The organism is Arthrobacter sp. NyZ413 (assembly GCF_049390645.1).
GTDB lineage: Bacteria > Actinomycetota > Actinomycetes > Actinomycetales > Micrococcaceae > Arthrobacter.
The window spans coordinates 1,448,287-1,471,057 of sequence record NZ_CP155434.1 but is presented as its reverse complement, the minus strand read 5'-3'; the positions used below and the strand labels follow the sequence as shown (position 1 = coordinate 1,471,057).

General features: G+C 64.8%; 24 protein-coding genes and 2 tRNA genes. 6 read left to right on the top strand and 20 right to left on the bottom strand.

Annotated elements, in window-relative coordinates; translation table 11 throughout:
- Nucleotides 1-19: 19 nt before the first annotated feature.
- The gene (locus ABCW42_RS06900; RefSeq protein ID WP_133202828.1) at nt 20-427 is read left to right on the top strand and encodes a hypothetical protein; all 408 of its coding nucleotides are present in this window, start codon (nt 20-22) and stop codon (nt 425-427) included.
- 128 nt (nt 428-555) lie between these two features.
- Here the strand turns inward: ABCW42_RS06900 and ABCW42_RS06895 are convergent.
- Nucleotides 556-628: transfer RNA gene (locus ABCW42_RS06895), tRNA-Asn, on the bottom strand.
- Between the two features lie 156 nt (nt 629-784).
- Between ABCW42_RS06895 and ABCW42_RS06890 the strand changes: the two genes are divergently transcribed.
- Entirely contained in the window at nt 785-1,555 is a 771-nt protein-coding gene (locus ABCW42_RS06890) for an MBL fold metallo-hydrolase (protein ID WP_423184147.1), read from the top strand.
- Between the two features lie 128 nt (nt 1,556-1,683).
- Nucleotides 1,684-2,814 carry an IS1249 family transposase gene (locus ABCW42_RS06885; protein ID WP_423184146.1) on the top strand — a complete coding sequence of 377 codons (1,131 nt, stop codon included), beginning with the start codon at nt 1,684-1,686 and terminating at the stop codon, nt 2,812-2,814.
- Between the two features lie 125 nt (nt 2,815-2,939).
- Here the strand turns inward: ABCW42_RS06885 and ABCW42_RS06880 are convergent.
- From ABCW42_RS06880 to ABCW42_RS06795, 18 genes are all read right to left on the bottom strand, one after another.
- A tRNA-Asn gene (locus ABCW42_RS06880) sits at nt 2,940-3,012 on the bottom strand.
- 74 nt (nt 3,013-3,086) lie between these two features.
- Nucleotides 3,087-5,039, bottom strand: coding sequence for a DNA primase (gene dnaG / locus ABCW42_RS06875; RefSeq protein ID WP_423184145.1), 1,953 nt, complete (start codon nt 5,037-5,039; stop codon nt 3,087-3,089).
- A gap of 9 nt (nt 5,040-5,048) precedes the next feature.
- Nucleotides 5,049-5,288, bottom strand: a complete 240-nt coding sequence (locus ABCW42_RS06870; protein WP_423184144.1) for a ferredoxin — start codon at nt 5,286-5,288, stop codon at nt 5,049-5,051.
- Between the two features lie 2 nt (nt 5,289-5,290).
- Nucleotides 5,291-6,577, bottom strand: a complete 1,287-nt coding sequence (locus ABCW42_RS06865; protein WP_423184143.1) for an NADH-ubiquinone oxidoreductase-F iron-sulfur binding region domain-containing protein — start codon at nt 6,575-6,577, stop codon at nt 5,291-5,293.
- Nucleotides 6,574-7,131 carry a ferric reductase-like transmembrane domain-containing protein gene (locus ABCW42_RS06860; RefSeq protein ID WP_423184142.1) on the bottom strand — a complete coding sequence of 186 codons (558 nt, stop codon included), beginning with the start codon at nt 7,129-7,131 and terminating at the stop codon, nt 6,574-6,576. The genes ABCW42_RS06865 and ABCW42_RS06860 overlap by 4 nt, the downstream gene beginning before the upstream one ends.
- Nucleotides 7,124-8,113 carry an FAD:protein FMN transferase gene (locus ABCW42_RS06855; RefSeq protein ID WP_423184141.1) on the bottom strand — a complete coding sequence of 330 codons (990 nt, stop codon included), beginning with the start codon at nt 8,111-8,113 and terminating at the stop codon, nt 7,124-7,126. The genes ABCW42_RS06860 and ABCW42_RS06855 overlap by 8 nt, the downstream gene beginning before the upstream one ends.
- Before the next feature lies 1 nt (nt 8,114).
- Nucleotides 8,115-8,426, bottom strand: coding sequence for a hypothetical protein (locus ABCW42_RS06850; protein ID WP_423184140.1), 312 nt, complete (start codon nt 8,424-8,426; stop codon nt 8,115-8,117).
- A 155-nt stretch (nt 8,427-8,581) separates the two neighbouring features.
- Complete coding sequence (locus ABCW42_RS06845; RefSeq protein ID WP_423184139.1) at nt 8,582-9,892, bottom strand: deoxyguanosinetriphosphate triphosphohydrolase; 1,311 nt, start codon at nt 9,890-9,892, stop codon at nt 8,582-8,584.
- A gap of 73 nt (nt 9,893-9,965) precedes the next feature.
- Entirely contained in the window at nt 9,966-11,147 is a 1,182-nt protein-coding gene (dusB, locus tag ABCW42_RS06840) for a tRNA dihydrouridine synthase DusB (protein WP_423184138.1), read from the bottom strand.
- A gap of 55 nt (nt 11,148-11,202) precedes the next feature.
- A complete protein-coding gene (locus ABCW42_RS06835) occupies nt 11,203-11,814 on the bottom strand; it encodes a response regulator (RefSeq protein ID WP_423184137.1) in 612 nt (203 codons plus the stop codon).
- Nucleotides 11,811-12,944, bottom strand: coding sequence for a sensor histidine kinase (locus ABCW42_RS06830; protein ID WP_423184136.1), 1,134 nt, complete (start codon nt 12,942-12,944; stop codon nt 11,811-11,813). The genes ABCW42_RS06835 and ABCW42_RS06830 overlap by 4 nt, the downstream gene beginning before the upstream one ends.
- Nucleotides 12,945-12,966: 22 nt before the next feature.
- Nucleotides 12,967-13,743 carry an ABC transporter permease gene (locus ABCW42_RS06825; protein ID WP_423184135.1) on the bottom strand — a complete coding sequence of 259 codons (777 nt, stop codon included), beginning with the start codon at nt 13,741-13,743 and terminating at the stop codon, nt 12,967-12,969.
- Nucleotides 13,740-14,678, bottom strand: coding sequence for an ABC transporter ATP-binding protein (locus tag ABCW42_RS06820; protein ID WP_423184134.1), 939 nt, complete (start codon nt 14,676-14,678; stop codon nt 13,740-13,742). Before ABCW42_RS06820 ends, ABCW42_RS06825 begins: the two co-directional genes overlap by 4 nt.
- A gap of 122 nt (nt 14,679-14,800) precedes the next feature.
- Entirely contained in the window at nt 14,801-16,234 is a 1,434-nt protein-coding gene (locus ABCW42_RS06815) for a YibE/F family protein (protein ID WP_423184133.1), read from the bottom strand.
- A 53-nt stretch (nt 16,235-16,287) separates the two neighbouring features.
- Complete coding sequence (locus ABCW42_RS06810) at nt 16,288-16,476, bottom strand: BBE domain-containing protein (protein ID WP_423184132.1); 189 nt, start codon at nt 16,474-16,476, stop codon at nt 16,288-16,290.
- 57 nt (nt 16,477-16,533) lie between these two features.
- Nucleotides 16,534-17,661, bottom strand: coding sequence for an FAD-binding oxidoreductase (locus ABCW42_RS06805; RefSeq protein ID WP_423184131.1), 1,128 nt, complete (start codon nt 17,659-17,661; stop codon nt 16,534-16,536).
- 195 nt (nt 17,662-17,856) lie between these two features.
- The gene (locus tag ABCW42_RS06800) at nt 17,857-18,831 is read right to left on the bottom strand and encodes a GNAT family N-acetyltransferase (RefSeq protein ID WP_423184130.1); all 975 of its coding nucleotides are present in this window, start codon (nt 18,829-18,831) and stop codon (nt 17,857-17,859) included.
- Between the two features lie 2 nt (nt 18,832-18,833).
- A complete protein-coding gene (locus ABCW42_RS06795) occupies nt 18,834-20,219 on the bottom strand; it encodes a glycine--tRNA ligase (RefSeq protein WP_423184129.1) in 1,386 nt (461 codons plus the stop codon).
- Between the two features lie 156 nt (nt 20,220-20,375).
- Here ABCW42_RS06795 and ABCW42_RS06790 point away from each other — a divergent pair, with 156 nt between their 5' ends.
- Entirely contained in the window at nt 20,376-20,606 is a 231-nt protein-coding gene (locus ABCW42_RS06790; protein ID WP_423184128.1) for an RNA-binding S4 domain-containing protein, read from the top strand.
- A 64-nt stretch (nt 20,607-20,670) separates the two neighbouring features.
- Here ABCW42_RS06790 and ABCW42_RS06785 read toward each other — a convergent pair whose 3' ends face one another.
- Entirely contained in the window at nt 20,671-21,336 is a 666-nt protein-coding gene (locus ABCW42_RS06785; RefSeq protein WP_423184127.1) for an alpha/beta hydrolase, read from the bottom strand.
- A gap of 72 nt (nt 21,337-21,408) precedes the next feature.
- On the opposite strand from ABCW42_RS06785, the gene ABCW42_RS06780 reads away from it, so the two are divergent.
- Both ABCW42_RS06780 and ABCW42_RS06775 read left to right on the top strand, forming a co-directional pair.
- A complete protein-coding gene (locus ABCW42_RS06780; RefSeq protein ID WP_423184126.1) occupies nt 21,409-22,245 on the top strand; it encodes an SGNH/GDSL hydrolase family protein in 837 nt (278 codons plus the stop codon).
- A 52-nt stretch (nt 22,246-22,297) separates the two neighbouring features.
- The gene (locus tag ABCW42_RS06775; protein ID WP_423184829.1) at nt 22,298-22,741 is read left to right on the top strand and encodes a hypothetical protein; all 444 of its coding nucleotides are present in this window, start codon (nt 22,298-22,300) and stop codon (nt 22,739-22,741) included.
- The last annotated feature ends 30 nt before the right edge of the window (nt 22,742-22,771 follow it).

The window sequence follows — 22,771 nt, the reverse complement described above, 5'->3', positions numbered from 1 at the left end:
CCGGCGATAAAGTTGAGATGTGCCCCGTTGGCAGGAATTGCAGCCTCTTCCGACTCCCTGGCAGCGCAAGGATGACGGCATCCTCCCGCTGTGGTGGGACCGCCTGTGCACCGTGACCAGCCCCCAATCTGCGGCCCTCTACGCCGCCGGGCTTTTCACGGAAGACCGCCGCAGGCCGATCGCCCAATGGTTCAACCCAAGCAACGGATCGGCCTTGTTGGTAGCCCCCGAAACATCACCCGAATGGCCCGTCCAGCGCTTCGGCATCTTCTACGCGCCTCCTGGCGGAGGCTTCACCCGCGTCCATTCCGCGGCCCACGAGTGGCATCCACGGGATCCACGGACCCCGCCCACCGAAGACCAGGCATTCCAGGATGCAGTGGAAGAAGCCGCACGGTTCCTGCAAGTCGAGATGGATTTCGTCTAGGCACCCGGTTCTTCGGATATGCGGCATTCGATTTTTCCGGCGTGGAACAAACGGCAAACCCGCTTTACATGAAAACAAAATAAGCCCCGTACCGGTAAATAACCGATACGGGGCTCATTTGTTGTTTGCTCCTCCGACTGGACTTGAACCAGTAACCCTTCGATTAACAGTCGAATGCTCTGCCAATTGAGCTACGGAGGAATGAAGCGGTTATGACTTTAGCAAAGGTTTTGCCACAAGTGAAATCGGCTCGAAAACGGCCGTCCAAAGCCCTTGTCACGGCTTCCCCCGCTATGCTGAAACCGCCCCACGGTCCCCGGAGACATGATGCTCCGCCAGCCACGAACGGACGGAAGCATGTCGAAGAACTGGTCCCCCGGGAACAACGTGAAGGAAGTCGCAGAAGACGTCTTTTTCGTCGAAGGCCCCGCCGTCAATTGGACCATCCTTCGGAGGAGCAAGAAATTCACTCTCGTTGACACGGGATATCCGGGAAACTGGCCGCTCCTCCAATCCAGCATCGAATATCTGGGCCTGGCGATGGAAAACGCCACCGCGGTGCTCCTGACCCATGGCCATTCGGACCACATCGGCAATGCCGCGAGATTATCTGCCATGGGTATCCCGGTATTTGCCGACGCCGCCGAACTGCCGAATGTCAGGCGCGAGATCCTGGAGCAGGTCGGCGTGAAGGACTTCGGCCTGCGGATCCTGCACCCTCGCTTGGGAGCCTGGGCCTTCCACGCCGTCCGCGCGGGCGGCTTGTCCGACGTCGCGGTCCCCGGGGTGGAAGCCATCACCCAGGAGGTCCTGGACGGGCTTCCCGGGCGTCCGCAGCTCATTTCCTGCACTGGACACACGAGCGGACACGCGGCCTTCCTGGTCCCGTCCGCAATGGCAGTGATTACCGGTGACGCACTCATCACAGGCCACGCCGTCAGCCCGGCATGCGGACCTCAGCTACTCCCCGCGGTGTTCCACCACAAGCCCGCCGAGGCCAAAACCAGCGCGGAAACCTTGAGGAAGCTCGATGTGCGGCATGTCTTGCCCGGCCACGGGCCCCTCATGGAGACGCCCGACGGAATCACGGACCTCGTCTCCGACGGCAGCTACCCGCCTTTCGGATGAGCTGGGGGGTTATAGGACAAAACGTGTGTATGGGAGGGGCTTGCTTCCCAGTGAGCGCGCGGGAAATCAGGGATAGCTAAGCTTTTGAAGCTTAGTGTGGCTGGGGTGCTTGCATATCTCTGGAGTGTTTGATTTGTGGTCGTGCGCTGGTTCGGAACGGCAAGACAGCTGCCGGCAAGCAGCGATACCGGTGCCTGGAATGCGGGGCGAGCCGTTCGGGTGAACGTCCTGACGTGAGCCGGCGTGCGGAATTGGACGCGTTCCTGGACTGGCTGCTGGGCACGTCGAGCCAGTCGTCCGCGACCTCCTTCGGAACGGCAAGGTCCTTTCGGCGCCGCACCTCGTGGTGTTGGAACATCGCCCCGGAGATCCCGGTCACCGGCGAGATCCATGACCAGATCCAGGTCGACGGGATCTACGTGGGCTCGTGGTGCTGCCTGATCGCTGTCGCTGGGGATCACGTGCTCGGCTGGCAGTGGTGCGACACCGAAAAGAAGGCCGCGTGGGCTGCCCTGCTCGGCCGGTTCCGGGCCCCCACCGTCGTGATTACCGATGGTGGCTCCGGAATCGCAGCAGCCCTGTCCGAGTGCTGGAGTGAGACCGCGGTCCAACGCTGCTTGGTCCATGTCCAGCGCAATGTCCGCACCTACCTGACTGGCCGGCCCCGGACCGACGCAGGCAAGGCATTGCTGCGGCTCGGGCGGGCATTGACGAGGATCCCCACCGCGTCCGAAGCCGCCGCGTGGCTAGGCGGGCTCAATGACTGGCACCGGAGCCACGGGCACCTGGTCAAAGCCCGCACCTACCGAAACGGCACCGCCGTCGTGCCGGGATGGGTCAGGGCCAATCAGGCCTGGTGGTACACCCATGACAGGCTCCGCAAGGCATACCGGCTCCTGGAACGACTCAGCCAGGCCGGGACGCTGTTCACCTACCTGCGCACCGAGTTCGCAGGCCTTCAGATCGCCTCGACCACCAACCGCATTGAAGGCGGCACCAACGCCCAACTCCGACTACTCCTCCGAGCACACCGCGGAATGAGCGAAGAGCACCGCAAACGCGCGATCGAATGGTACCTCTACCTCCACAGCGAGCAGCCGCTGCCACCGGCCAAACTCATCAAGACCAGTCATTACCGCCCCGCCAAGACCACACCCGCGGCCCCTACCGAACAGAACCCAGGCCCTGAGCTCTACAGCACCGGCCTCATCGCCGAAGAAGGCCTCTGGACCCGCAAAGGATGGGCAGGCCGCACATGACGCGCCCGGGATTTACACACGTTTTGTCCTATAACCCGAGCTGGGCGGCCGACGTCCCGGGCCTCGCTGACTCGGCACGCAAAAAATCCCCGCCCTCCTACGAGGACGGGGATTTTTCAGTAGCGCTCCTCCGACTGGACTTGAACCAGTAACCCTTCGATTAACAGTCGAATGCTCTGCCAATTGAGCTACGGAGGAATGAAGCGGGTACTAGCCTAACAAAGGCCGGGCAGGAAACGAAATCGGCGCCATCAAGCGTCTCCGAAAAGCCGTCATCCGTCCGCGCGGAGGGCCCGGCGCTGCATTTCCAACTCCATGAGTTCCCGGTTGAGCCGTTGGAATTCTTCAGGGAATGCCGCGGGATCCAGACGCTGGAGCTGGCCCATTTTGTCCGCCTTGACCCTGGTGATCTGCAGCTCGAAGAGGCGGGCCAGGATGTCGCGGCAATACCGCTGGAGCGCCTCCGGGGTACTGGCCGGCAACGGCACCACCGCGAGCTCGGAGACCAGGCCCTGCAGCGGTTCCGGCACTTCCCGGCGAATCCCCTCCACCCACGCGACGGGGTCGCCCGCGTACGCCAGTCCGGCCGCCCGGACAGCGGTGTGTACGGCTGCGTAGGCGGGCGTCGTGAAACGGGACTCCTCGAAGCGCTGCCACGTGCCATGGTGCACGGTGCCGTCGCCGAGCGAGGCAGGATTCTGGATCACCACTTCAAGGGCCTGGCGCTCCATGGCTGCAACCGGGTCCCGCGGGTCCGGGCGCATGTAAGGGCTGGAAGCGTCCGACGGCGGTGCTGCCGCCTGGCCTGCCGGTGCTCCCGGCCCGGCCTGGACTGCCGCCGTCGAGGGTCCCGTTCCATGGGTACTGGAACCGGACGTCGACGACGCCCCGGAGGCAGCGCGCTTGGCTGCGAGGCCCACGGCGCGGCTGACCTCTTCGATGGGCATGCCGAGCCACCCGGCCAGCTCACGCACATAGCCCGGGCGGAGTCCGGAATCGCGGATCTGGGCAACGACGGGCGCCCCCTCCCGGAGTGCGGCCACCCGTCCTTCCACGGTGTCCAGGTTGTGCCGTTTGAGCGAGGCACGGATGGCGAATTCGAACAAGGGCTTGCGGGTGCCGATCAGTTCCCGGACGGCTGCATCACCCTTGAGCTGGCGGAGTTCACACGGATCCGCCCCGGTAGGTTCCACGGCGACGTAAGTCTGGGCGACGAATCGCTGGTCCTCCTCGAAGGCGCGCAGCGCGGCTTTCTGGCCCGCGGCGTCCCCGTCGAAGGTGAAGATGACCTCTCCTCCGCTGCCGTCGTCGGACAGCAAGCGGCGGGCGACCTTGATGTGGTCCGTACCGAACGCTGTGCCGCAGGTAGCCACGGCGGTGCCGACCCCTGCCAAATGGCAGGCCATGACGTCCGTGTAGCCCTCCACCACCACAAGCTGGCGGTCCTTGGCGATGTTCCGCTTCGCGACATCGATGCCGTAGAGCACTTGGGACTTCTTGTAGAGCGTCGTTTCGGGAGTGTTCAGGTATTTGGGGCCTTGGTCCTCTTCATAGAGTTTTCGGGCACCGAAGCCGATGGTGTCTCCGGCAATGTCGCGGATGGGCCAAATAAGCCGGCCACGGAAACGGTCGTAGATGCCCCTGTTGCCTTCCGAAAACATACCGGTAAGCCTCAGCTCGGCGTCCGTGAAACCACGGCCCCGGAGGTGCTTGAGGAGCGAGTCCCAACCCTGCGGCGCATAGCCCACGCCGAACTGTTCGGCGGCGGCCCGGTCAAAGCCGCGGCCGTGCAGGAAGTTCCGGCCCTCTGCCGCGCCGCCGGTAAGCAATTGGGAGCGGAAGTACTCGTCCGCGATCTTGTGCGCGTCCAGGAGCCGTTGCCGTTTGCCGACTTCTTCGCGGTTGGGGCCGGTGCCGCCGTCTTCGTAGCGGAGCTCGTAACCAATCCTTGCAGCGAGCTTTTCCACCGCTTCCTGGAACGAGCTGTGATCCATCTTTTGGACGAACGAGATGGCATCGCCGTCTTCGCCGCATCCGAAGCAGTGGTAACGGCCCACTTGCGGGCGCACGGTGAACGAGGGCGAACGCTCGTCGTGGAAAGGGCACAGGCCCTTGAAGGTTCCGAGTCCCGCGCCTTTCAGGGTGACGTAACCGTCCACCACTTCTTTGATGTCTGTGCGCTGGCGGACTTCGTCGATATCTTCACGTTTGATCAGTCCAGCCACCCAACCATCTTAGTCGCCGCGGGAGGTGGCCTTCCTCAGTGCGAGCGCCATGGTCGGACACAGGGAGACTGCTTCTTGTGCAGCTTCCTCGTCACGCGGCTCAATCGGGACATCGGTACGGGCTTGGCCCTGGTAGCCGAGGGCAACGGGGTAGCCCCAATCGTCGCGGCCCAGCAGTGCCGGGAGCAACTCCGTGCAGAGTCCGCGCCCGTCGCACTTGGTCCAGTCGATATGCAGGATAGTTCCCATGGCTAGTTTCGCCTTGCCGACAGGCAACGTCCCGAGAGGTGCGCCTGGACATCGTCCGAGAACACGTCGAGCGCGCTGGTGACCAATCGTGCGGTACCGTCCGGGTGGCGACAGGCACCGCGGCCGGCAACGAGCGCCGCGAGGCGATCCACTTCGGTCGGCAGCCGCGGATCCGGCACTCCTGCCGCGAGCCGTTCGAAAACCGAAGCCATCGCGGGTAGTCCAAACATGCACGGTCCGCATTGTTTGGCGGATTCGCCGGCAAGGTATCGGGCCATGCCGGCGGTCACCTGCAGTCCGCATTGTCCGGCGGCGATCGAATGGATCACACCGGCGCCAGGCCGGACCACGTGGTGGGCCGGGCCGAAAGGCGAGATCAAGTATGGTTCCGGGCGGACCCACCGGCCATGGTAGCCACCCACGAGCACGGCCGAGACGTTGGCAAGGTTGGTTCCCGCGGCCAAGAGCACGTCGGTGAGCACCGCTCCCCCTGGTAGTTCCAGCACAAAGTCGTCCTCCGGCGCCCCGCCCGACACTGAAGCGAGCCGGGTGCCGGGGTCCTCTGGCGTGCCGACTTCGCGGAACCAATCCGGGCCGTACCTCGCAATCAAGGCGATGTGTGCCAGGGTTTCCACGTTGAGCACTACCGCGGGCTGCCCCTTGAACCCCGTTTCGCTGAGCCGCCCCTGTTTGTCGAACGGGATCGCGGCACCTGTTGCGAGGTAGTTCACAACGGCGCTCGCCTCGCCCGAAATAAAGCCCGGAGGGGCTTCCACGAGCACTATTCCGGGTGAACCCGGGCGCTCAGCGACGGCTCGGGCAACTCCGGGCAGGCTGACGCTGGAAGCGTAGATATACACCTGTGCTGCGGACACAGCCCGGCCCACTGCGAGCAATCCGTCGATCACCAAGTGCGGGGCGTTGGCCAGCAGCGTGCGGTCTTTGAAACTCAGCGGTTCGCCTTCGGCCCCGTTCGCAATGACCACAGGAGCCACGGCTCCTTGCTTCCCGGAATTGCCTGGCCTCCCGGAACGGCTGGCGGACAATGCCTTGTGCCACGTCGCGAAGGCAGCGCCGCCGCGTCCCGTCAGCCCGGCTGCCTCCAGCATGCCAGGAAGCGACGCGGCGGCGTCAGCGTACAGGGGGCCGAAGGTAGCCAGGTGGGCAGCCAAGCCGGCAGCCGGTCCCGCGGCCATCAGCCGGGAAGGAAAAGGCCGCGTTGCCTTGGGGTGGACCTGCTGTTGTGGACGGCGCGTGGCCTGCTGGTCCACGCCGGCGTGCACGTTCATAGCGGCCTCCCTTGACGGGCCCTGGTGGTTTCGAGGAATGTCGCGGAGAGCCGCCATAACAACGCACCGACAACCACAGCCGCCGACGCAACAGCCAATGCGAGGAACCATGCGCTGCCCGCGTCCGTGCCGTTGCCGAGGGCGTGCGCCATCGCAACAGGCCAGGCGGCATACGCGAACCAATGCACAGCTTTGAACGTTCGCAGGCCGATTCTCTGGCGCAGGAGGGCCGTGACCACCACAGCGACCAGAAGGTCGAGAGCCGCAGTCCCAAGCCCCTGCCAAAGCGGCCTGTAGGAACCCAGGAAGGGCACAAGGACGTCCACCGGCCGCAACCTGGCAAACGGATCCAACATCAAGGAGCCGACGTGCAAGCCGAGGAACACTGTGGCGAGGAGGGCGATGTTCCTGTGCAGGATGCTGATGGAAAACCTTGGCAGGGTCAACAGGGGCCTGCCGGAACGGTTGACGATGCCCAAAAGGACCGAGGCCGTGAAAAGCGCAAGGGAGACGAATCCGCTGGCCCTCCCGAAGGCCCACATCGCCTCATCCATGGGTTACCGCCTCTTCCCGGACGTAGTTCTCCTTCGGCCAACCTCCCGTGGTCACCACGCGTCCTTCCCGGTCGACCAACCTTGCGGACACCCTCATGGAGCGGAACCAGCCAGGAGCGGCAAGGCCGCGAACGACGCCGGCGGTGCTGAACGCGTTGGCCTCGAGGCAACTCCGGGCAGCGACGGTCACCGACCGCCACACGTCCTCCGCGGGCAGCCCGAAGCGCGGATCAAGAATGTGGTGAACGTCCTTTCCTCCGTGCTTCCAACGCCGTTTTTGCGTGCTCGAGGTTGCAACGGCGAACCCGGGCTCCAGGGAGATTCGTTGGAGCGGATCGGACGGCAAGTCCTGGACCAGGACCTGCCACGCTCCAGGTAGCGGTGCCGTGCCGGCCGTCGCAATATCGCCACCCAGGCTGACGAGGACGCCACAGCCAAGAACGGAGTGGACCATCGCCGCGGCGCGGTCGGCGGCATGAGCTTTCGCGGTCGCCCCTAAATCAAGGCGGAGGTCGGCAGGAACCGTCAGGACATCGCCGTCGACCGTGACCCTCGCCCATCCTGAACCCGTGCGGGAAGGCAGGGAAGCCTCACCACGGTCCAGGTTGAGAGCCCCGCCACCGGTAAGGCTGTCCGGGGACAACTTCACGCTGACGATGTCCCGGTCGTACCCGAGGGCGGTCAAATCGGCGCCAAGGGTCGGATCAACATCACCGTCGGTCCAGCGGGCGGCATCGAGGGCGTGATTCACCAGGGTTAGGAGGGTCGGGCTGACACTTGCCCCTTGGGCCAGGACCGGTTGGAGCCGCATGAGTTCCGAGTCGGCCCGGAAACGGCTGCATGCCTGGTCGATCTCGGCCAGGACGGACCGGACTATATCTTCGGCTGCCGCGAGGACACCGGCGTCGGTCACTACCATCGAAGCTTCCAGGCCCCAGACGGTCCACCGTGACTGTGCGCTGCCGTCCGTTTCTCCTCCCATGTCAGGACCCGGAGGAGTTCCCGTGCGTCACGCCGCCATATCCGGGCTGGACAGGATTCGTCCCGCCGAAGTTCCGGGACCGGCTGAAACCGTTGTACGGGTTGCTGCCGTCGCCGGACGTCGACCCGGAATCGCCACCCACCGAGCCGTCGGACGTATTGGAATTGGTAGAGGAGTTGTCAACCCGCGAAGCGCTGCCCGGCGTCCCCGCGTACAAGACAGCCGCGACGATCCCGGCACCGGCAAGGCTTCCTGCTCCCGCCACCGCGGTGATGCCGCTGGCGAGGCGTTTGCCCCTGTTCCGGATACTCATGAACGGCTCCTCTCCATGCAGCGCTTCCCCTGACTTCATGGTGCGCCTTTTTCCTATGTAAACGCTTTGAATCGGATATCAATCGTTTACACGTGGAAGGGGCGGACGGAACCGCCGCAGGGTTGGCTTGGATCGCCGTCGGGATCCCTGGAAAGCTACCAGAGCGACGGGAGGCTGCCCACCAACCGCTCGTACATCGCCAAGGCCGAGGCGTCGGTGAGGGACGCCACCTGGTCGATCACGACGCGCAGCCGCGCGCCGTCGTCCTTGGCGTCGCGCCAGTCCGCGGCGAACATCGGTTCTAAATGGCGGTCGCCGCTCGCGTTGAGCACGGAGACGAGGGCGTGCAGCACTTCCCGCTGGCGCTCGTACACTGGCTGGCGGTGTTCCGTGGAGATCACGAAGGTGGTGGCCAGGCCCTTCATCGCGGCGATCTCGGTGACGGTTTCGTCGGGAACCATGAGCTCGGCGCCGTAGCGCGTGAGGCGGTCCGGACCGAAGCGGGCGCGCGTGGTCTCGAGGGCGCTTTGGCAAAAACGGCCGATCAACTGGCTGGTCATGTCCTTCAGCGCAGCCATGGATTTCCGGCTGCCGTCCGCTTCCCGGACCCACACCTTGGTGGCTTCGAGGCGGGCGAGCGCGGCATCGATTTCGGCGGGATCGTTGTGTGGGAGGTACCACTGCTTCGTGTACCCCACCACGCGGGCCCGGTGGTCCGGGTTGTCGAGCCATTTGAGCTGGAAATGTCCGGCGACGATCGCGTCTTCGACGTCATGGACCGAGTACGAGATGTCGTCGGCAAGGTCCATGACCTGGGCCTCGATGCACGAGCGGTTGCCCGGGGCGCCGTCCCGCAGCCACGCGAAGACCGGCAGGTCGTCCTCGTAGGCGCCGAACTTGCTGCTCCGGTGTCCGTGGATGACGGGGGCGTCGACGGCGGACCACGGGTATTTGGAGGCTGCGTCCAGGCTCGCGCGGGTCAGGTTCAATCCCGCCGGATGGCCATCGGCCGTGAGGACCTTCGGCTCGAGCCGCGTGAGCAAACGGAGGGTCTGGGCGTTGCCCTCGAAACCCCCGATGGCGTGGGCCACCTCATTGAGCGCGGATTCGCCGTTGTGGCCGAAAGGCGGGTGTCCGAGGTCATGGCTCAGGCATGCGGTGTCCACGACATCCGGATCGCATCCGAGGACACGGCCGAGCTCGCGGCCTACCTGGGCGACTTCGAGGCTGTGCGTCAAGCGGGTGCGGACAAAGTCGTCCGTGTCCGGTGCGACCACTTGGGTTTTCGCCCCCAGGCGCCGCAACGCGGAGGAATGCAGGACCCTGGCCCTGTCCCGCTCGAAATCCGAACGGTATGTGCTCTTCCGCGGTTCCCGCACCCAGCGTTCCGAGTCGGTATCCCCATAGCCGGGGATGCCCCCGGGGTTTTCGGCAGCCCGCGCCGCGGACATCTCTTTCGTTCCCATCGGTATCTGCCTCCTCCGCTTACCGGCCCATAGCCGTCATGGCTTCTTGAAGCCAGTCTTGCATGCGCGGCGGTCAGCCGCCGGAAACGTCCAGTTCCGCCGCGGTGATATCCCGGGTCTGATCCGCGTCCATCTGGCGTGAGAGCAGCCAGTCCTTGGGAAGCGCAGGCTTCTTGGGCGTCCCGGCACGGCCGCGCGGGCCTTCCGAGTCGATACCCGGGTACGGCAAGTCCGTGTCGAGCTCGTCCAGCAATTCGCGCAACACCTCGAGGGTGGGGACGGTGGCCAGCTTGGCCCGCAATTCACCGCCGACGGAATACCCCTTGAAGTACCAGGCGATGTGCTTGCGGATCTCGCGGAGCGCCTTGTATTCGTCGTTGCCGAAGGTCTCCACCATGAGCTCCGCGTGGCGGTATACACCGTCCGCCACTTCGCGCAAGCCGGGACGGTGGCGCTTTTCGCTTCCTTCGAAAGCGGCCTGGAGGTCACCGAAGAGCCATGGCCGGCCTTGGCATCCGCGTCCGACGACGACGCCGTCGATCCCCGTTTCACGCACCATGCGCACGGCGTCTTCAGCGGACCAGATATCGCCGTTGCCCAACACGGGAATGTCCGGGAGCGCTTCACGCAGGCGGGCGATGGCGGACCAGTCGGCTTTCCCGGAGTAGAACTGCGCGGCTGTGCGGCCGTGGAGTGCGACGGCGGCAACACCGGAATCGCGCGCGATCCGGCCGGCGTCGAGGTACGTGAGGTGGTCGTCGTCGATGCCCTTGCGCATCTTGATGGTCAACGGAATGCCGCCCTTGGACGCTTCCTTGACCGCCGTTTGCACGATCGAGGTGAAGAGGTCGATCTTCCACGGGAGGGCGGAACCACCGCCGCGCCGGGTCACTTTGGGCACGGGGCAGCCGAAATTGAGGTCGATGTGGTCCGCGCGGTCCTCTTCGACAAGCATGCGGACGGCCTGGCCAACGGTTACCGGGTCCACGCCGTACAACTGCACGGACCGGACTTTCTCGTCCTCGTCATGCGAGATGATCCGGAGCGATTCCGGGGTGCGTTCCACCAAGGCACGGGACGTCACCATCTCCGCGACGTACAGGCCGCCGCCGTATTCACGGCACAAGCGGCGGAACGCCGAGTTGGTGATGCCGGCCATCGGGGCCAGGATCACGGGAGTGTCCACTGTGATCCTGCCCAGCTGCAGGGGAGGCAGTTCAAGCTTGGGCGAAGGGGGTGTTGCTACGACAGTCACCCGTCCATTGTCTCAAAGCGGGGCAAATCGGGTGTTCCAGATGGATTTCCGGCAGTCAGAGCAACCAGCCGTTGTCTTCGGCGATCCGCACGGCCTCCGCCCGGGTCCGACCGCCGGTTTTCGCCATGGCCGAGGAAAGGTAGTTGCGGACGGTCCCTTCCGAGAGCATCGCGGCCTTCGCGATGTTGGCGACCGTACCGCCGTCGGACGCTGCGTTGAGCACCTCCGCCTCGCGGTCCGTCAACGGACTGTCCCCGGCCGTCAGCGATTCCGCCGCGAGCGCCGGATCCACCACGCGGAGGCCTTGACGGACTTTCCGCACGGCTTCGGCGAGCTGCCGGGCCGGGGTGTCCTTGACTACGAATCCCGAAGCCCCTGCCAGCATCGCGCGCTTGAGGTATCCCGGCCGGCCGAACGTGGTGACCATGAGGACCTTGCAGGACGGGGCGGCCCGCCGGACGGCGGCGGCCGCACTGATCCCGTCCAATCCCGGCATCTCGACGTCGAGCATGGCGACGTCGGCGGAATGTTCGACGACGGCGGCCGCCACCCCGGTTCCATCGCCGAGTTCCGCGACCACTTCGATGTCCGGCTCCAGGCCCAGCAGCGCCGCGAGCGCCCCGCGCACCAGGGCCTGGTCGTCGGCAATCACCAATCGAATACTCATACTTGCACCGCCAATCTGAATCCTCCCAGCTCACTCGGGCCGGTGCTGACCGTTCCTCCCGCAGCACCGGCGCGCTCCCGGATCCCGGCCAGTCCGCTGCCCGGGCGTGCCCCCGACGCCGGCCCGACGCCGTCGTCCTCGACCAAAACGCTCGACGGCGTGAACCGGACGCGGCAGTGCGCGGCACCGGAATGCCGGACCACGTTCGTGACGCCTTCGCGCAGCACCCAGCCGAACAGTTCCCGGTGCCGCGCGGGAACCTGTTCGACCGTTCCGGGCAATTCGGCATCGATCCCGGCCGACTCCAGCGCCGTCCGGGCGGCTGCCAGTTCCGCGAGGACGTTGACTCCGCGGTATCCCGCCACAGTGGCCCGGACATCGGCGAGCGCACCCCTCGCGAGGTCCTGTACTGCGGCGATTTCGGCGGCGGCACGGTCGATTGCGGCATTTTCCCGGGCAGGATCCGGCGACGCTGTGTCCAGCAAACGCTCGGCCAGTTCGGCCTTGACGGCGATCACGGTCAAGGAATGCCCCAGGATGTCGTGCATGTCCCTGGCTACGCGGCTGCGCTCAGCTGCCACCGCGGCATCGGCCAGTTCCGTCTGTGCTTCACGTAGCCGCAGGGTCTGCCGGATGAGCCGGGAGAAGGCGGACATCATGAGTCCGAGGGAAAGGATGATTGCCGGCTGGAAGTATGCCTGGTCAGCGTTGCCTGTCAGCAGTTGCGTGACCAAGGAAGCCCCGGACAGCGCGAGGATGAGGAAGTAGTCCGCCCGCCGCGGAAGGGACGTCATGGCGATGGCGCAAGCGAGGAAAGTCCACGTCCACAACGCGTCTTTCCCTAGCAGGGCAACCACCACTGCGTTCAACGCCACCAGGATGCCGACTGACAGGATGCCGGTCCGGATGGCCCGGCGCCAACTGAACTGCGGCAGGTACACGTACGCTCCAAAGAACGCGATGAGGGCCAGCGTCGAAGCCGCCTTCCAGGCTCCCGGCTCGTCAACGGACCACACGAGGCTCCAGGTTGGTCCGGTCCAGAAGATGATGGAAAACCCTGCCCCGATGAACCAGCCCCGGGGCCCGCGTCCCTCAAGCCCGGGTCTGCCGGTAAAAGCGCCGCTGTCCATGGTGCTTACCTTAGTGGCCGCTTCAGACGCGCTTCGTGTCGCGGCGGAAAGCCATCGCCGCCCCGGCAACGAAGACCGCGAGCCACAGAACCACGTTGACCACCCACGCCCAGTCGAACTCACCAGTGATGGGGCTTCGGGCCAATTGTCCGATCCCGTAGGCCGGCGTGAACTTCGCGATTTGGCCAAAGGTGTCCCCCATGACCTCGATCGGCATGAACAGCCCGCCCAGCATGGCGAGGATGGCCAGGGCCGGGCCGAGGATCTGCATGACGTTCTGGCTTGGCATGAGGTACCCCACGAACAGCCCCAGGGCAGCGAAGACCAGGGAACCGAGCCAGGCGACGAGGCCAGCCGTCAGCCAGGTCTGCGCATCCATCGTGACCCCTGCCATGGCACCGATGGCGAACTGGGCAATGACGGCCACCAAGGACAGTGTCAGTGCGGCCAATGCCTTCACCGCGATGTACGCCCCCGGCATGAGAGGCGTGAGCCGAAGCTGGCGGCTCCAGCCTTGTGCTCGCTCCACGGCCACTTGGCTTCCCGCACCGGTGGCCGCCGTCATGGCCGCGTACACCGTCAGGCTGATGAGGATGTACTGGCCGTACGTGTGTCCGTTCGGCAGGTGCTGGTCCTTGTTGGACAGGCCGAAAATGAAGAAGAAGACAGCCGGCATGACCAAGGTGAAAATGATGGTCCGGCGGTTCCGGAGCATCCGTTTGATTTCGATCCACAGGAACGTGCGGTTGACTCCGCCGCGGGAGGGAACCCGGTCCTGGATGATTGCCGCCGTGCTCATACGGGGTCTCCTTCGAAAGCGTTCGTGGTGGTGTCCGTCAAGGCTTCGTCTCCGGTGAGGGCAACGAAGGCTTCTTCCAGGTTGTTGGCGGCAACCTCGATGTCGTGGGCTCCCGTGGTTTTGAGGAGGAAGCGCACGATCGCGTCCGAGTCGCCCGTGCGGACGGTGAGGCGTCCGGCGTCGTACTCCACGCTTTCCGCCGGCGGCATCCCGCCCAGCAGCGCACGGTCCGACTGCGGCAAGGAGGCCTTGACGGTGCGGCCGGAGGCGAGGTTCTTGATCTGAGCGGCGGTGCCGTCGGCAACGATGCGCCCTTGCCGGACCAGGACAATCCTGTCCGCGTAGGCATCGGCTTCTTCAAGGTAGTGAGTGGCGAAGATGACCGTCCGTCCCCGCAGGGCGTCAGCCCTGATGGCCGACCAGAAATCGCGCCGACCGGCAACGTCCATGCCCGTGGTGGGCTCATCCAGGATGAGGAGCCCGGGATCGGAGACAAGAGCCATGGCGAAGCGCAGCCGTTGTTGCTGGCCGCCGGAGCACTTTTCCACCTTGCGGCCGGCGATCTCCAGAATGCCGGCCCGGGCAAGGACTTCGTCGACAGGACGGGCGGAATCGAACATCGCTGCGGTAAGTTGAACGGTTTCGCGGACGCTGATATCACGCAGCAGCCCGCCGGTCTGCATGACGGCTGCCACCTGGCCGCGCGCGATGGCTCCGCGGGGTGAATGGCCGAAAATGGAAACGTTTCCTTGGTCCGGAGCACTCAGGCCCAGGATCATGTCGATCGTGGTGGTCTTGCCTGCGCCGTTGGGCCCCAGGAAGGCCACCACCTCCCCCGGTTGCACGGTCAGGTCCAGGCCGCGGACGGCGTGGACTTTCCCGAAGCTCTTGTGCAGTCCGGCCGCGTGGACGGCCGGAACACTCATTGTTGTCATGGCGCTCCTTGGCTGATGGTTTGCTCCACTACCCATCAAAGCCGCTTTCCCGGTCCGGCACCCGGGCCGCGTGTCACCAATGCGGGATGACAAATGTCATGACCGGTGTTCGGGCGGGCGGGTTACTGCCGGCGCTCGGCGTCCCGGCGCGCCCTCCTGGTCATGACGACGGCCGCCAGCTCACCGGTGTCGAACGACTCGAAGGCGTCCGCCGACCGGGGCGAGGTTTCGAGCTCGCGGAACGGGCCGTCGTCGGGCGCTACCGAAGCCGGCCCGGAATCCACGGCGACCGCCAGCCGCCGTCGTCCTGTCGCCTTGACCACCAGCACGGCTATCAAAGTCGTCACAGGGATGGCCAGGACCAGTCCGATGGAACCCACCAAGGTCCGGACGACTTCCTCGGACAGTTCGGCGCTCGTCAAGGCTTCCACGAGGGGCCGGTCATACAGCATGACGATGATGAGGATTGGCAGGGCGGCTCCCGCGTAGGCGAAAGCGATGGTGTAGACCGTGGAGGCGATATGGTCACGGCCGATCCGCATCGCCGAGGTGAACAGCGTGCGCGCGCCCGTCTCGGGTGCCAGTTCGTAAAGCTCCCAGACCGCCGAGGCCTGGGTGATCGTGACGTCGTTCAAGACCCCGAGGCCCGAGATGATGAGGCCGCACAGGATGATGCCTGAGAGGGAGATCTTGTCCGACATGTTCACGAGCGTGGCGCCCTCGCCGGTTCCGATCCCCGTCAGGTTGGCCGCGTCAGTTGCCCAGGCCGCCAGGAGCGCCGTAATGCCAAGGCCGAAAATGGTGCCTAGGAGCGCGGTGGAGGTCCTGGCCGAGAAGCCGTGGGCGAAGTAGAGGACGCCCATCATGATCGCAGTGGAGCCGACCAACGCCACAAGCAGCGGTGGCTTGCCTTCCACCAATCCCGGAAGCATGAAGCTCACCAGGACGAGGTACGCCCCCGCGAGGCCCAGCAACGCCCTGAAGCCCCGCCAGCGTGCGACCGCGATCACCACCACGGCATAGAGGATCGCCAAGAGCGCCATGGGAACGTTCCGGACAAAATCCAGGAAAACGTACGACGGCGAGCCGTTGCCCGCCGTCGCGCCCTGCACGCCGGTGAGGTTCAAGTAGCGGATGCTGTCCCCCACCTTGACGCCGTGCGACTTGGCAACATCAGGGTTGATGACCACTTTGACGGGGCTGCCGCCCTTGTCCGGCTGCGTTGACGCGAACGTGCATTGCGAACCTTGTTGCGGCTGGCTGCCAGGGTCCTGGCCTGTCCCCGCGGGCGGCACGCCCTGGGTGCAGTTCTCCTGGGTGACGGCCTGGATCTTTCCGGTATCGAAAGTCACCCCCGGCGCCGCCTGGTACGGGCTGGCGAAGGAAATACCTTCCTTGCTCCCGCTCGGCCACATGAGGAACATTGCTACGGCCGTGAGCACTGCCAGCGGCGCCAAGACCGCCACAAGGAACCAGTTTGCCCGCTTGCGTGCCGCGAGCGCTTGCGGGCCAGGCTCCGGATTTTCGGCGTGGGCGTGGGAATGACCGTGACCCATCAGTAGGAAGACCTCATGCCTTCAACCCTACTGGGAGCGGCGGGGACAACAGGTCATGCGGGTTTGATGTTCTGGTTCACGTGGAAGAGGTTTCCGGGATCGTATTTTCCTTTGATGGCTTGCAGGCGGTCGTAGTTGGCACCGTAGTTGTCCTGGATCCTGCTTTGGGCGCCGCCGCGTTGTTGTTCCCGCCGCCGCAACTGACGCCGAAGACCAGTACCAGGGCGGCAATGATGCCGCATGCCACCACCGCGATGATGGGCTTCCGGTTCACGCGCCCGCCACCTCGATTTCGTCCGTCACGTGTGCTGGTTTGATGCCCTTGACGATCCGGCGGACCAGTTCGAGCTGCCCTGCCGCGGCGGACGGCACCACCACTGGACCGAGGTGTTGACGCTGGTGACAGTGGAACCGAATTCCTTGTGTGCCCCGATGATGCCGTCATTGAGCTCGCTGATGAAATTGGCTTTCCAATACCCTTGCAGGCCCTTGGGGTTGAGTCCGTCGAAAGCGACGTTGAGTGCGGGGTACGGCATTGGAGCGATGAGGGACCCGGCCACGGGCGCGACGTCGAGGAATGGCTGCCAGCGCGCGGCGCCTTCTGCCATGTCCCCCGTCCACATCCCGACGACGACACTCACCGGCTTGCCGTGCCACTCTTCCGGGAGGAACGGGACGGGCGGCCCTTGGTGGAAGCCAAGGAATGCCCCGAACTCCTCCGGCGCATCCTCGATGTAATCCCGGTAGAACTTCGCGACGGTTTCCGTGTGTTCGGCCGGGTAGATGACGATGCCAACGTGGACCATGTCCACCGGGTGCAGCTTGTACTCGAGCGAAGTCACCACGCCGAAATTGCCGCCGCCGCCCCGCAATGCCCAGAAGAGGTCTTCATTGCGGGATTCGCTGGCAACGAGGAACTTACCGTCCGCGGTGACAACATCGGCGGAGATCAGGTTGTCACAAGAGAGGCCGTGCTTCCGGGCCAAGTATCCGATGCCGCCGCCCAAGGTCAGACCGGCGATGCCCGTGGACCCGACGATCCCGCCGGGCGTTGCCAGCCCGAAAGCGTGCGTCGCGTGGTTGAAATCGGCCCAGGTTGTCCCTGCCTCGGCGCGGGCAGTGGCCGCTTCGGGGTCCACACGCACACCGTTGCGGTTCGCGAAATCTATCACCAGGGCGTCGTCCCACGTCCCGAAACCGGGAGCGCTGTGTCCGCCTCCCCTGATGGCCAAGGGCATCGAGTTCTCCCTGGCGAAGTTAACGCATGCGATGACGTCTGCAACCTGCGCCACACGGGCGATGCCGGCAGGTCGTTTGTCGACCATTCCGTTGTAGACAGAACGGGCTGAATCGTAGTCCGGATCATCGGGCGTGACGAGTTGCCCGCGAAGCTGTTCGCGCAGTCCGTCGAGCGCTGTTCCATTCATGGGTGTTACCGCCGATTCTCGTGTGTGAGACCGGATCCGTGCTTCCTGCCGCCTACCCGCCAGACGAGCGGCCGGGGCTTACCCGGTAAGGCCTACACCCACATGGCAACGCCGTCAAGATGTTCCGGGTTAACGCGTAACGGTGGCCGTTTCAAAAAAGAAACGGCCACCGCACGCGCGAGAAAAGGGACAGGTTCAGTCGCTGACTACCACGGTGTCGGCTCCGCGGAGCTTCGCTTTGCCCTGATCCAGCAGGGGATCCACGACGGCGCGCAGGGCCGTCATGGAATCGTCCACTTCCAGCAGCACAGGGTGTTGGTACGCGATCAGCGCGAGCAGATCGCGCACGGCTTCGCGTGCCGGGCCTTCCTCCAAGCGCGGCTCGTGGCCCAGGAACACTTCAGAGGGGTCATCCGAGTTGCCTTGCGCGTAGCTGATGGCGAAGGCCTGCAGCTTACCCTTGCGGCTCGCCGGTACGTCCACACCGAACGCACTGGCCTTGGGTGCGCGCAGCACGAGCGCACCATGGGCTCCTGCGAGCTCATCCAGGAACAAGCGCTGCACTCTGGGAATGCCCAGTTCGCCCGGGCTGTCCCAATGGTGCACCGCCGTGTAATAGCGCCCGACGACGTCGCTCAACTCGACGGACCCCGTGGCAAGGTCCTCCACTTGCTCGGACGCCGCTTCCTCGGAACCGTCTCCGAACACCGGGAGCTTCAAGGGCTCGGGATCCACGACGACGAGCTGCGAACGCTGGATAGGGGCAAGCCCTGCCCATTCGGCAAACGCCGCCCCTGGGGTTCCCGGTTCCACTTTGCTCCGCAGTTTGCTGACTCCCGACGGCGACTCTGCGGCTTCGTGCCGCAGCATGGTCAGGAGCGTGGCCCCGATGCCGCTGCGGCGATGGTCCTTGGCGACCTCGATGTAGGCCCACAGCCGTTCCGGATGCAGCGATGCTTCGTGGACCACACCTGCGGCCACCGGGATGCCGACGCCGTCAACGACGTCCTCGGCCACGATGCAACGGCGCCACTGCCGGCCTTGCCCGCCGTCGCTCGACGGCGCGAAGGCTGCGCGGAATTGCTGGGCAGGCAACGTCTCCGGGTCACCCCAGATTTCCAGGAGGGCGAGGTCGTCGCCCTCCCGCCATTCGCGGTACTCGAGGGCCATTCCTAGGCGCCGATCAGGCGCGCGGCAAGGTAGGCCTCAACCTTGTCGAGGGAGACGCGTTCCTGGCTCATGGTGTCGCGCTCACGGATCGTGACGGCTTGGTCGTCAAGGGTGTCGAAGTCAACGGTGATGCAGAACGGCGTGCCGATCTCGTCCTGGCGACGGTAGCGGCGGCCGATGGCACCGGCGTCGTCGAAATCGATGTTCCAGTTCTTCCGCAGCTGTGTGCCGAGGTCCTTGGCCTTCGGGGACAGGGACTCGTTGCGGCTCAGCGGCAGGACCGCCGCCTTGACCGGAGCAAGGCGCGGGTCCAGTCGGAGAACCGTACGAACATCGACGCCCCCGTTGGTGTTGGGGGCCTCGTCCTCCGTGTACGCGTCGATCAGGAAGGCCATGAAGGAGCGGGTCAGGCCGGCGGCGGGCTCGATCACGTACGGGGTGTACCGCTCATCGGTGGCTTGGTTGAAGTAGCTCAGGTCCTGGCCGGACGCCTTCGAGTGGGTCGAAAGGTCGAAGTCCGTCCGATTGGCGATGCCTTCGAGCTCGCCCCATTCGGAGCCCTGGAATCCGAAGCGGTACTCGATGTCCGTGGTGCCCTTGGAGTAGTGGCTGAGCTTTTCCTGCGGGTGCTCGAAGAAACGCAGGTTCTCCGGCCGGATGCCCAGGCCGGTGTACCAGGACATGCGTTCCTTCATCCAGTACTGGTGCCATTCTTCATCCGTGCCGGGCTCGACGAAGAATTCCATTTCCATCTGTTCGAACTCGCGGGTACGGAAGATGAAGTTGCCCGGCGTGATCTCGTTGCGGAAGGACTTGCCGATCTGGCCGATGCCGAACGGCGGCTTTTTGCGCGAGGTGGTCAGGACGTTGTTGAAGTTCACGAAGATGCCCTGTGCGGTCTCCGGGCGGAGGTAGTGCAGGCCTTCTTCGCTGGTCACCGGCCCGAGGTAGGTCTTGAGCAGGCCGGAGAATTCCTGCGGTTCCGTCCATTCGCCGCGGGTGCCGCAGTTGGCGCAGGCAATGTCCTTGAGGCCGTTCTCGGCCGGGCGGCCCTTCTTCTCCTCGTATTCTTCCTCGAGGTGGTCTGCGCGGTAACGCTTGTGGCAGGAAAGGCACTCGACCAGGGGGTCCGAGAACACCTCGACGTGTCCGGAAGCTTCCCATACCTGGCGGGGCAGGATCACGGAGGAGTCCAAGCCCACCACGTCTTCGCGGCCACGGACCATGCTCTGCCACCACTGGCGCTTGATGTTCTCCTTCAGTTCGGCACCGAGGGGCCCATAGTCCCAAGCGGAACGCGAGCCACCATAGATTTCACCGGCCTGGAACACGAAGCCGCGCCGCTTGGCGAGGGAAATGATCTGGTCGAGGACGGATTTTGCTGCCATGGGTACTCCAATGTTCTACAGGGCCGCTGGGTGCGGTCCGCGGTTTTGCTCTAGGGGAACAGTCATCAAGGGGAATGCTTTGCAGGAAAGCTGCGTGTCCTAGCCTACCGGCCTTTGGAAAGTACCGAAGGCTGTCCGTCAGGCATGATTGCTTGTATGAGCAACCCGGAAATCGAAGAGATCCCCATCCGTGACGACATGATCCGCCTTGGCCAGCTGTTGAAGCTCGCCAACCTTGTGGAGGACGGCGTGGAAGCCACCGAGCTCATCAAGAACGGCTTGGTCAAGGTCAACGGAGACATCGACGAACGCCGCGGCCGCCAGCTCCATGCGGGCGACACCGTGAGCGTCAACGGACAAACCGTCCGCATCACCAAGGATTCCTAGGAGTTTGTGTACACCTAATACCCCTCAAGAGCCGTTTTAACGGGTGTGATGTGTACACAAACTCTTAGTTGGTGAGGACTTTGTGTTCCAGGAACTCCCGGACGTGGCCGATTTCCTGTTGGTTGATGCCGTGCCACATGCCCGAATAGAGGACCTTGGTGAGGTCGGTGTGCTTGCGCGCCCAGCCCATGGTGAATTCGATCTTGTCCGGCGTGATGACGGGGTCCTGCTGGTCCCGTCCCCAGAAGAGCGGAACGGTACCGTCCAGTTCGGCGTCGCGGAACGCGGTGTCCGTTCCGGCGTCGACGGCAAAACCTGAAAGACCGACGACGGCGGCGAAGTCGGCGGGGCGCCGCCGCAACACGGAGGTGGCCATCGCCATACCCATCGAGAAACCGAGGAGCGTCACGGAACTGAAGCCGGACTTGACCGAGTCCAGCCAGGAAAGGACATACTCCGCGGCGTCCTTCACGGCCTCGAGCGAGTAGTCGATGGACGCCGTGAGCGGGAACCACGTGAAGCCCGGGCCCGTGGCGAGGGGCGCCCGCAGGGAGGCTACGACGAACTCCGAAGGCAGCAGCTCTGCCAGGCTGAAGAGGTCTTGCTCGTTGGATCCGTAGCCGTGCAACATCACCAGCAAGGGCCTTCCCGCCCGTTCGTTTTCCTCATGGGACCAGAGGACTACGGGATCCGAAAAGGACGGGGCGTGAAAGGCGGCAGCTTGACTCATGGGTCTATTCTTACAGTTACCGACGAGTAACTAGTTACGCCATGTAGCTTCGCAGCAAAGGCAGGATAGAACGTGAGTGACACTGATTCCACGGCGGTCAACGATCCCGGGGAAGGACTTCACCCGTGGACCCGGTACGTGGCTCTAGGTGATTCCTTCACAGAGGGCATCGGCGATCCCGAGCCCCACAGTCCCGGCGGCCACCGCGGTTGGGCTGATCGCGTGGCCGAGGAATTGAGCCGCGGGCACCAGGACTTCGCCTACGCCAACCTCGCCATCCGGGGGCGTTTGCTGCAGCAGATCCTCGATGAACAGCTTGTTCCGTGCATGGAGCTCAGGCCCGACCTCGTGAGCATTTCCGCCGGCGGCAATGACCTCATCCGGCCAGGAGGCGACCCCGATGCCCTGGCCGAAAAACTCGATGCCGCCGTTCAGACGCTCAGTTCCGAAGGCGCGACCGTAGTCCTGTTCAATGGACCGGACACCGCATCTTCGGTACTGAGCCGCATCCGCGGGAAAGTGGCCATCTACAACGAGAACCTGCGGACGGTGGCCGCCCGGCACGACGCCGTGGTGGCGGACATGTGGTCCTTGCGCCAACTCGCCGATTCGCAGATGTGGGACGCGGATCGCCTGCATTTCTCGCCCCTTGGCCACCATACGATTGCCGCGATGGTGCTCGATGCCCTCAACGTGCCACACCGCCTTGAGCCACTCCTGCCCAAGCCCCTCCCGCCCCGCAGTTGGCGCGAGGCACGGTCCGGAGACCTGGTGTGGGCGCGCGAGTACTTCGTTCCCTGGGTCATCCGCCGGATCCGCCACCAGTCGTCCGGCGATGGAATCCTGCCAAAGCGCCCGACGCCGGGACCCGTCTTCGGTTCCGCCGGTTCGCCCGTGCCCCGGGGCTAGCGGGTGCGGGTCTAAGCTGGAGGAAGACAGGGAGGCCGCTACCGTGAACAGTATGTTCTTCTGGATCATCGTCTGCTTTTGGCTGATTCCGATGGGAATCCGCATGTACAACCGCTCGCGCATGCGCAGGACCCGGAATGACGAGTTCGAGACCAACGGCTACCGGAATTTCCCCGTCGGCCCGCCCGGGAACTACAACCAAGGACCGCACGGGCAGAACCCCTATCCTCCGGGTCCGGCTCCCATGAACCCGCCACCCCCGGGCCGCTACGATCCCAGGCCGTACGATCCAAGCATGTATCCGCCGGAGCCTCCGGCACCACAGGCCGCTCCGCCGTCGTCATCCGCTCCGGCAGCGAACAGCACCCTCCCGCATGATGCCGCCCCGCAGGGCTACCGTGCCCGCAAACTGGCCGAACTCGACCAGCAGTACAGCGACGGGAAAATTGCCATGGAGGACTACATGAAGCTCCGCCAGGAGATCATGAACGGCTGAAGCCGCCCAAGAGGCGCAGCATCAGCCGAA

Bases quoted from the DNA above. Each gene is read 5' to 3' on its own strand.
- ABCW42_RS06890 (WP_423184147.1), top strand. From the start codon at position 785: ATGTCGAAGAACTGGTCCCCCGGGAACAACGTGAAGGAAGTCGCAGAA.
- ABCW42_RS06775 (WP_423184829.1), top strand. From the start codon at position 22,298: ATGTTCTTCTGGATCATCGTCTGCTTTTGGCTGATTCCGATGGGAATC.
- ABCW42_RS06860 (WP_423184142.1), bottom strand. From the start codon at position 7,131: ATGGATGAGGCGATGTGGGCCTTCGGGAGGGCCAGCGGATTCGTCTCC.
- ABCW42_RS06865 (WP_423184143.1), bottom strand. From the start codon at position 6,577: ATGAACGTGCACGCCGGCGTGGACCAGCAGGCCACGCGCCGTCCACAA.
- ABCW42_RS06850 (WP_423184140.1), bottom strand. From the start codon at position 8,426: ATGAGTATCCGGAACAGGGGCAAACGCCTCGCCAGCGGCATCACCGCG.
- ABCW42_RS06790 (WP_423184128.1), top strand. From the start codon at position 20,376: ATGAGCAACCCGGAAATCGAAGAGATCCCCATCCGTGACGACATGATC.
- ABCW42_RS06820 (WP_423184134.1), bottom strand. From the start codon at position 14,678: ATGACAACAATGAGTGTTCCGGCCGTCCACGCGGCCGGACTGCACAAG.
- ABCW42_RS06825 (WP_423184135.1), bottom strand. From the start codon at position 13,743: ATGAGCACGGCGGCAATCATCCAGGACCGGGTTCCCTCCCGCGGCGGA.
- ABCW42_RS06835 (WP_423184137.1), bottom strand. From the start codon at position 11,814: ATGAGTATTCGATTGGTGATTGCCGACGACCAGGCCCTGGTGCGCGGG.
- ABCW42_RS06795 (WP_423184129.1), bottom strand. From the start codon at position 20,219: ATGGCAGCAAAATCCGTCCTCGACCAGATCATTTCCCTCGCCAAGCGG.
- ABCW42_RS06845 (WP_423184139.1), bottom strand. From the start codon at position 9,892: ATGGGAACGAAAGAGATGTCCGCGGCGCGGGCTGCCGAAAACCCCGGG.
- ABCW42_RS06785 (WP_423184127.1), bottom strand. From the start codon at position 21,336: ATGAGTCAAGCTGCCGCCTTTCACGCCCCGTCCTTTTCGGATCCCGTA.
- ABCW42_RS06805 (WP_423184131.1), bottom strand. From the start codon at position 17,661: ATGAATGGAACAGCGCTCGACGGACTGCGCGAACAGCTTCGCGGGCAA.
- ABCW42_RS06810 (WP_423184132.1), bottom strand. From the start codon at position 16,476: ATGCGGCATCATTGCCGCCCTGGTACTGGTCTTCGGCGTCAGTTGCGG.
- ABCW42_RS06815 (WP_423184133.1), bottom strand. From the start codon at position 16,234: ATGGGTCACGGTCATTCCCACGCCCACGCCGAAAATCCGGAGCCTGGC.
- ABCW42_RS06855 (WP_423184141.1), bottom strand. From the start codon at position 8,113: ATGGGAGGAGAAACGGACGGCAGCGCACAGTCACGGTGGACCGTCTGG.
- ABCW42_RS06800 (WP_423184130.1), bottom strand. From the start codon at position 18,831: ATGGCCCTCGAGTACCGCGAATGGCGGGAGGGCGACGACCTCGCCCTC.
- ABCW42_RS06870 (WP_423184144.1), bottom strand. From the start codon at position 5,288: ATGGGAACTATCCTGCATATCGACTGGACCAAGTGCGACGGGCGCGGA.
- ABCW42_RS06830 (WP_423184136.1), bottom strand. From the start codon at position 12,944: ATGGACAGCGGCGCTTTTACCGGCAGACCCGGGCTTGAGGGACGCGGG.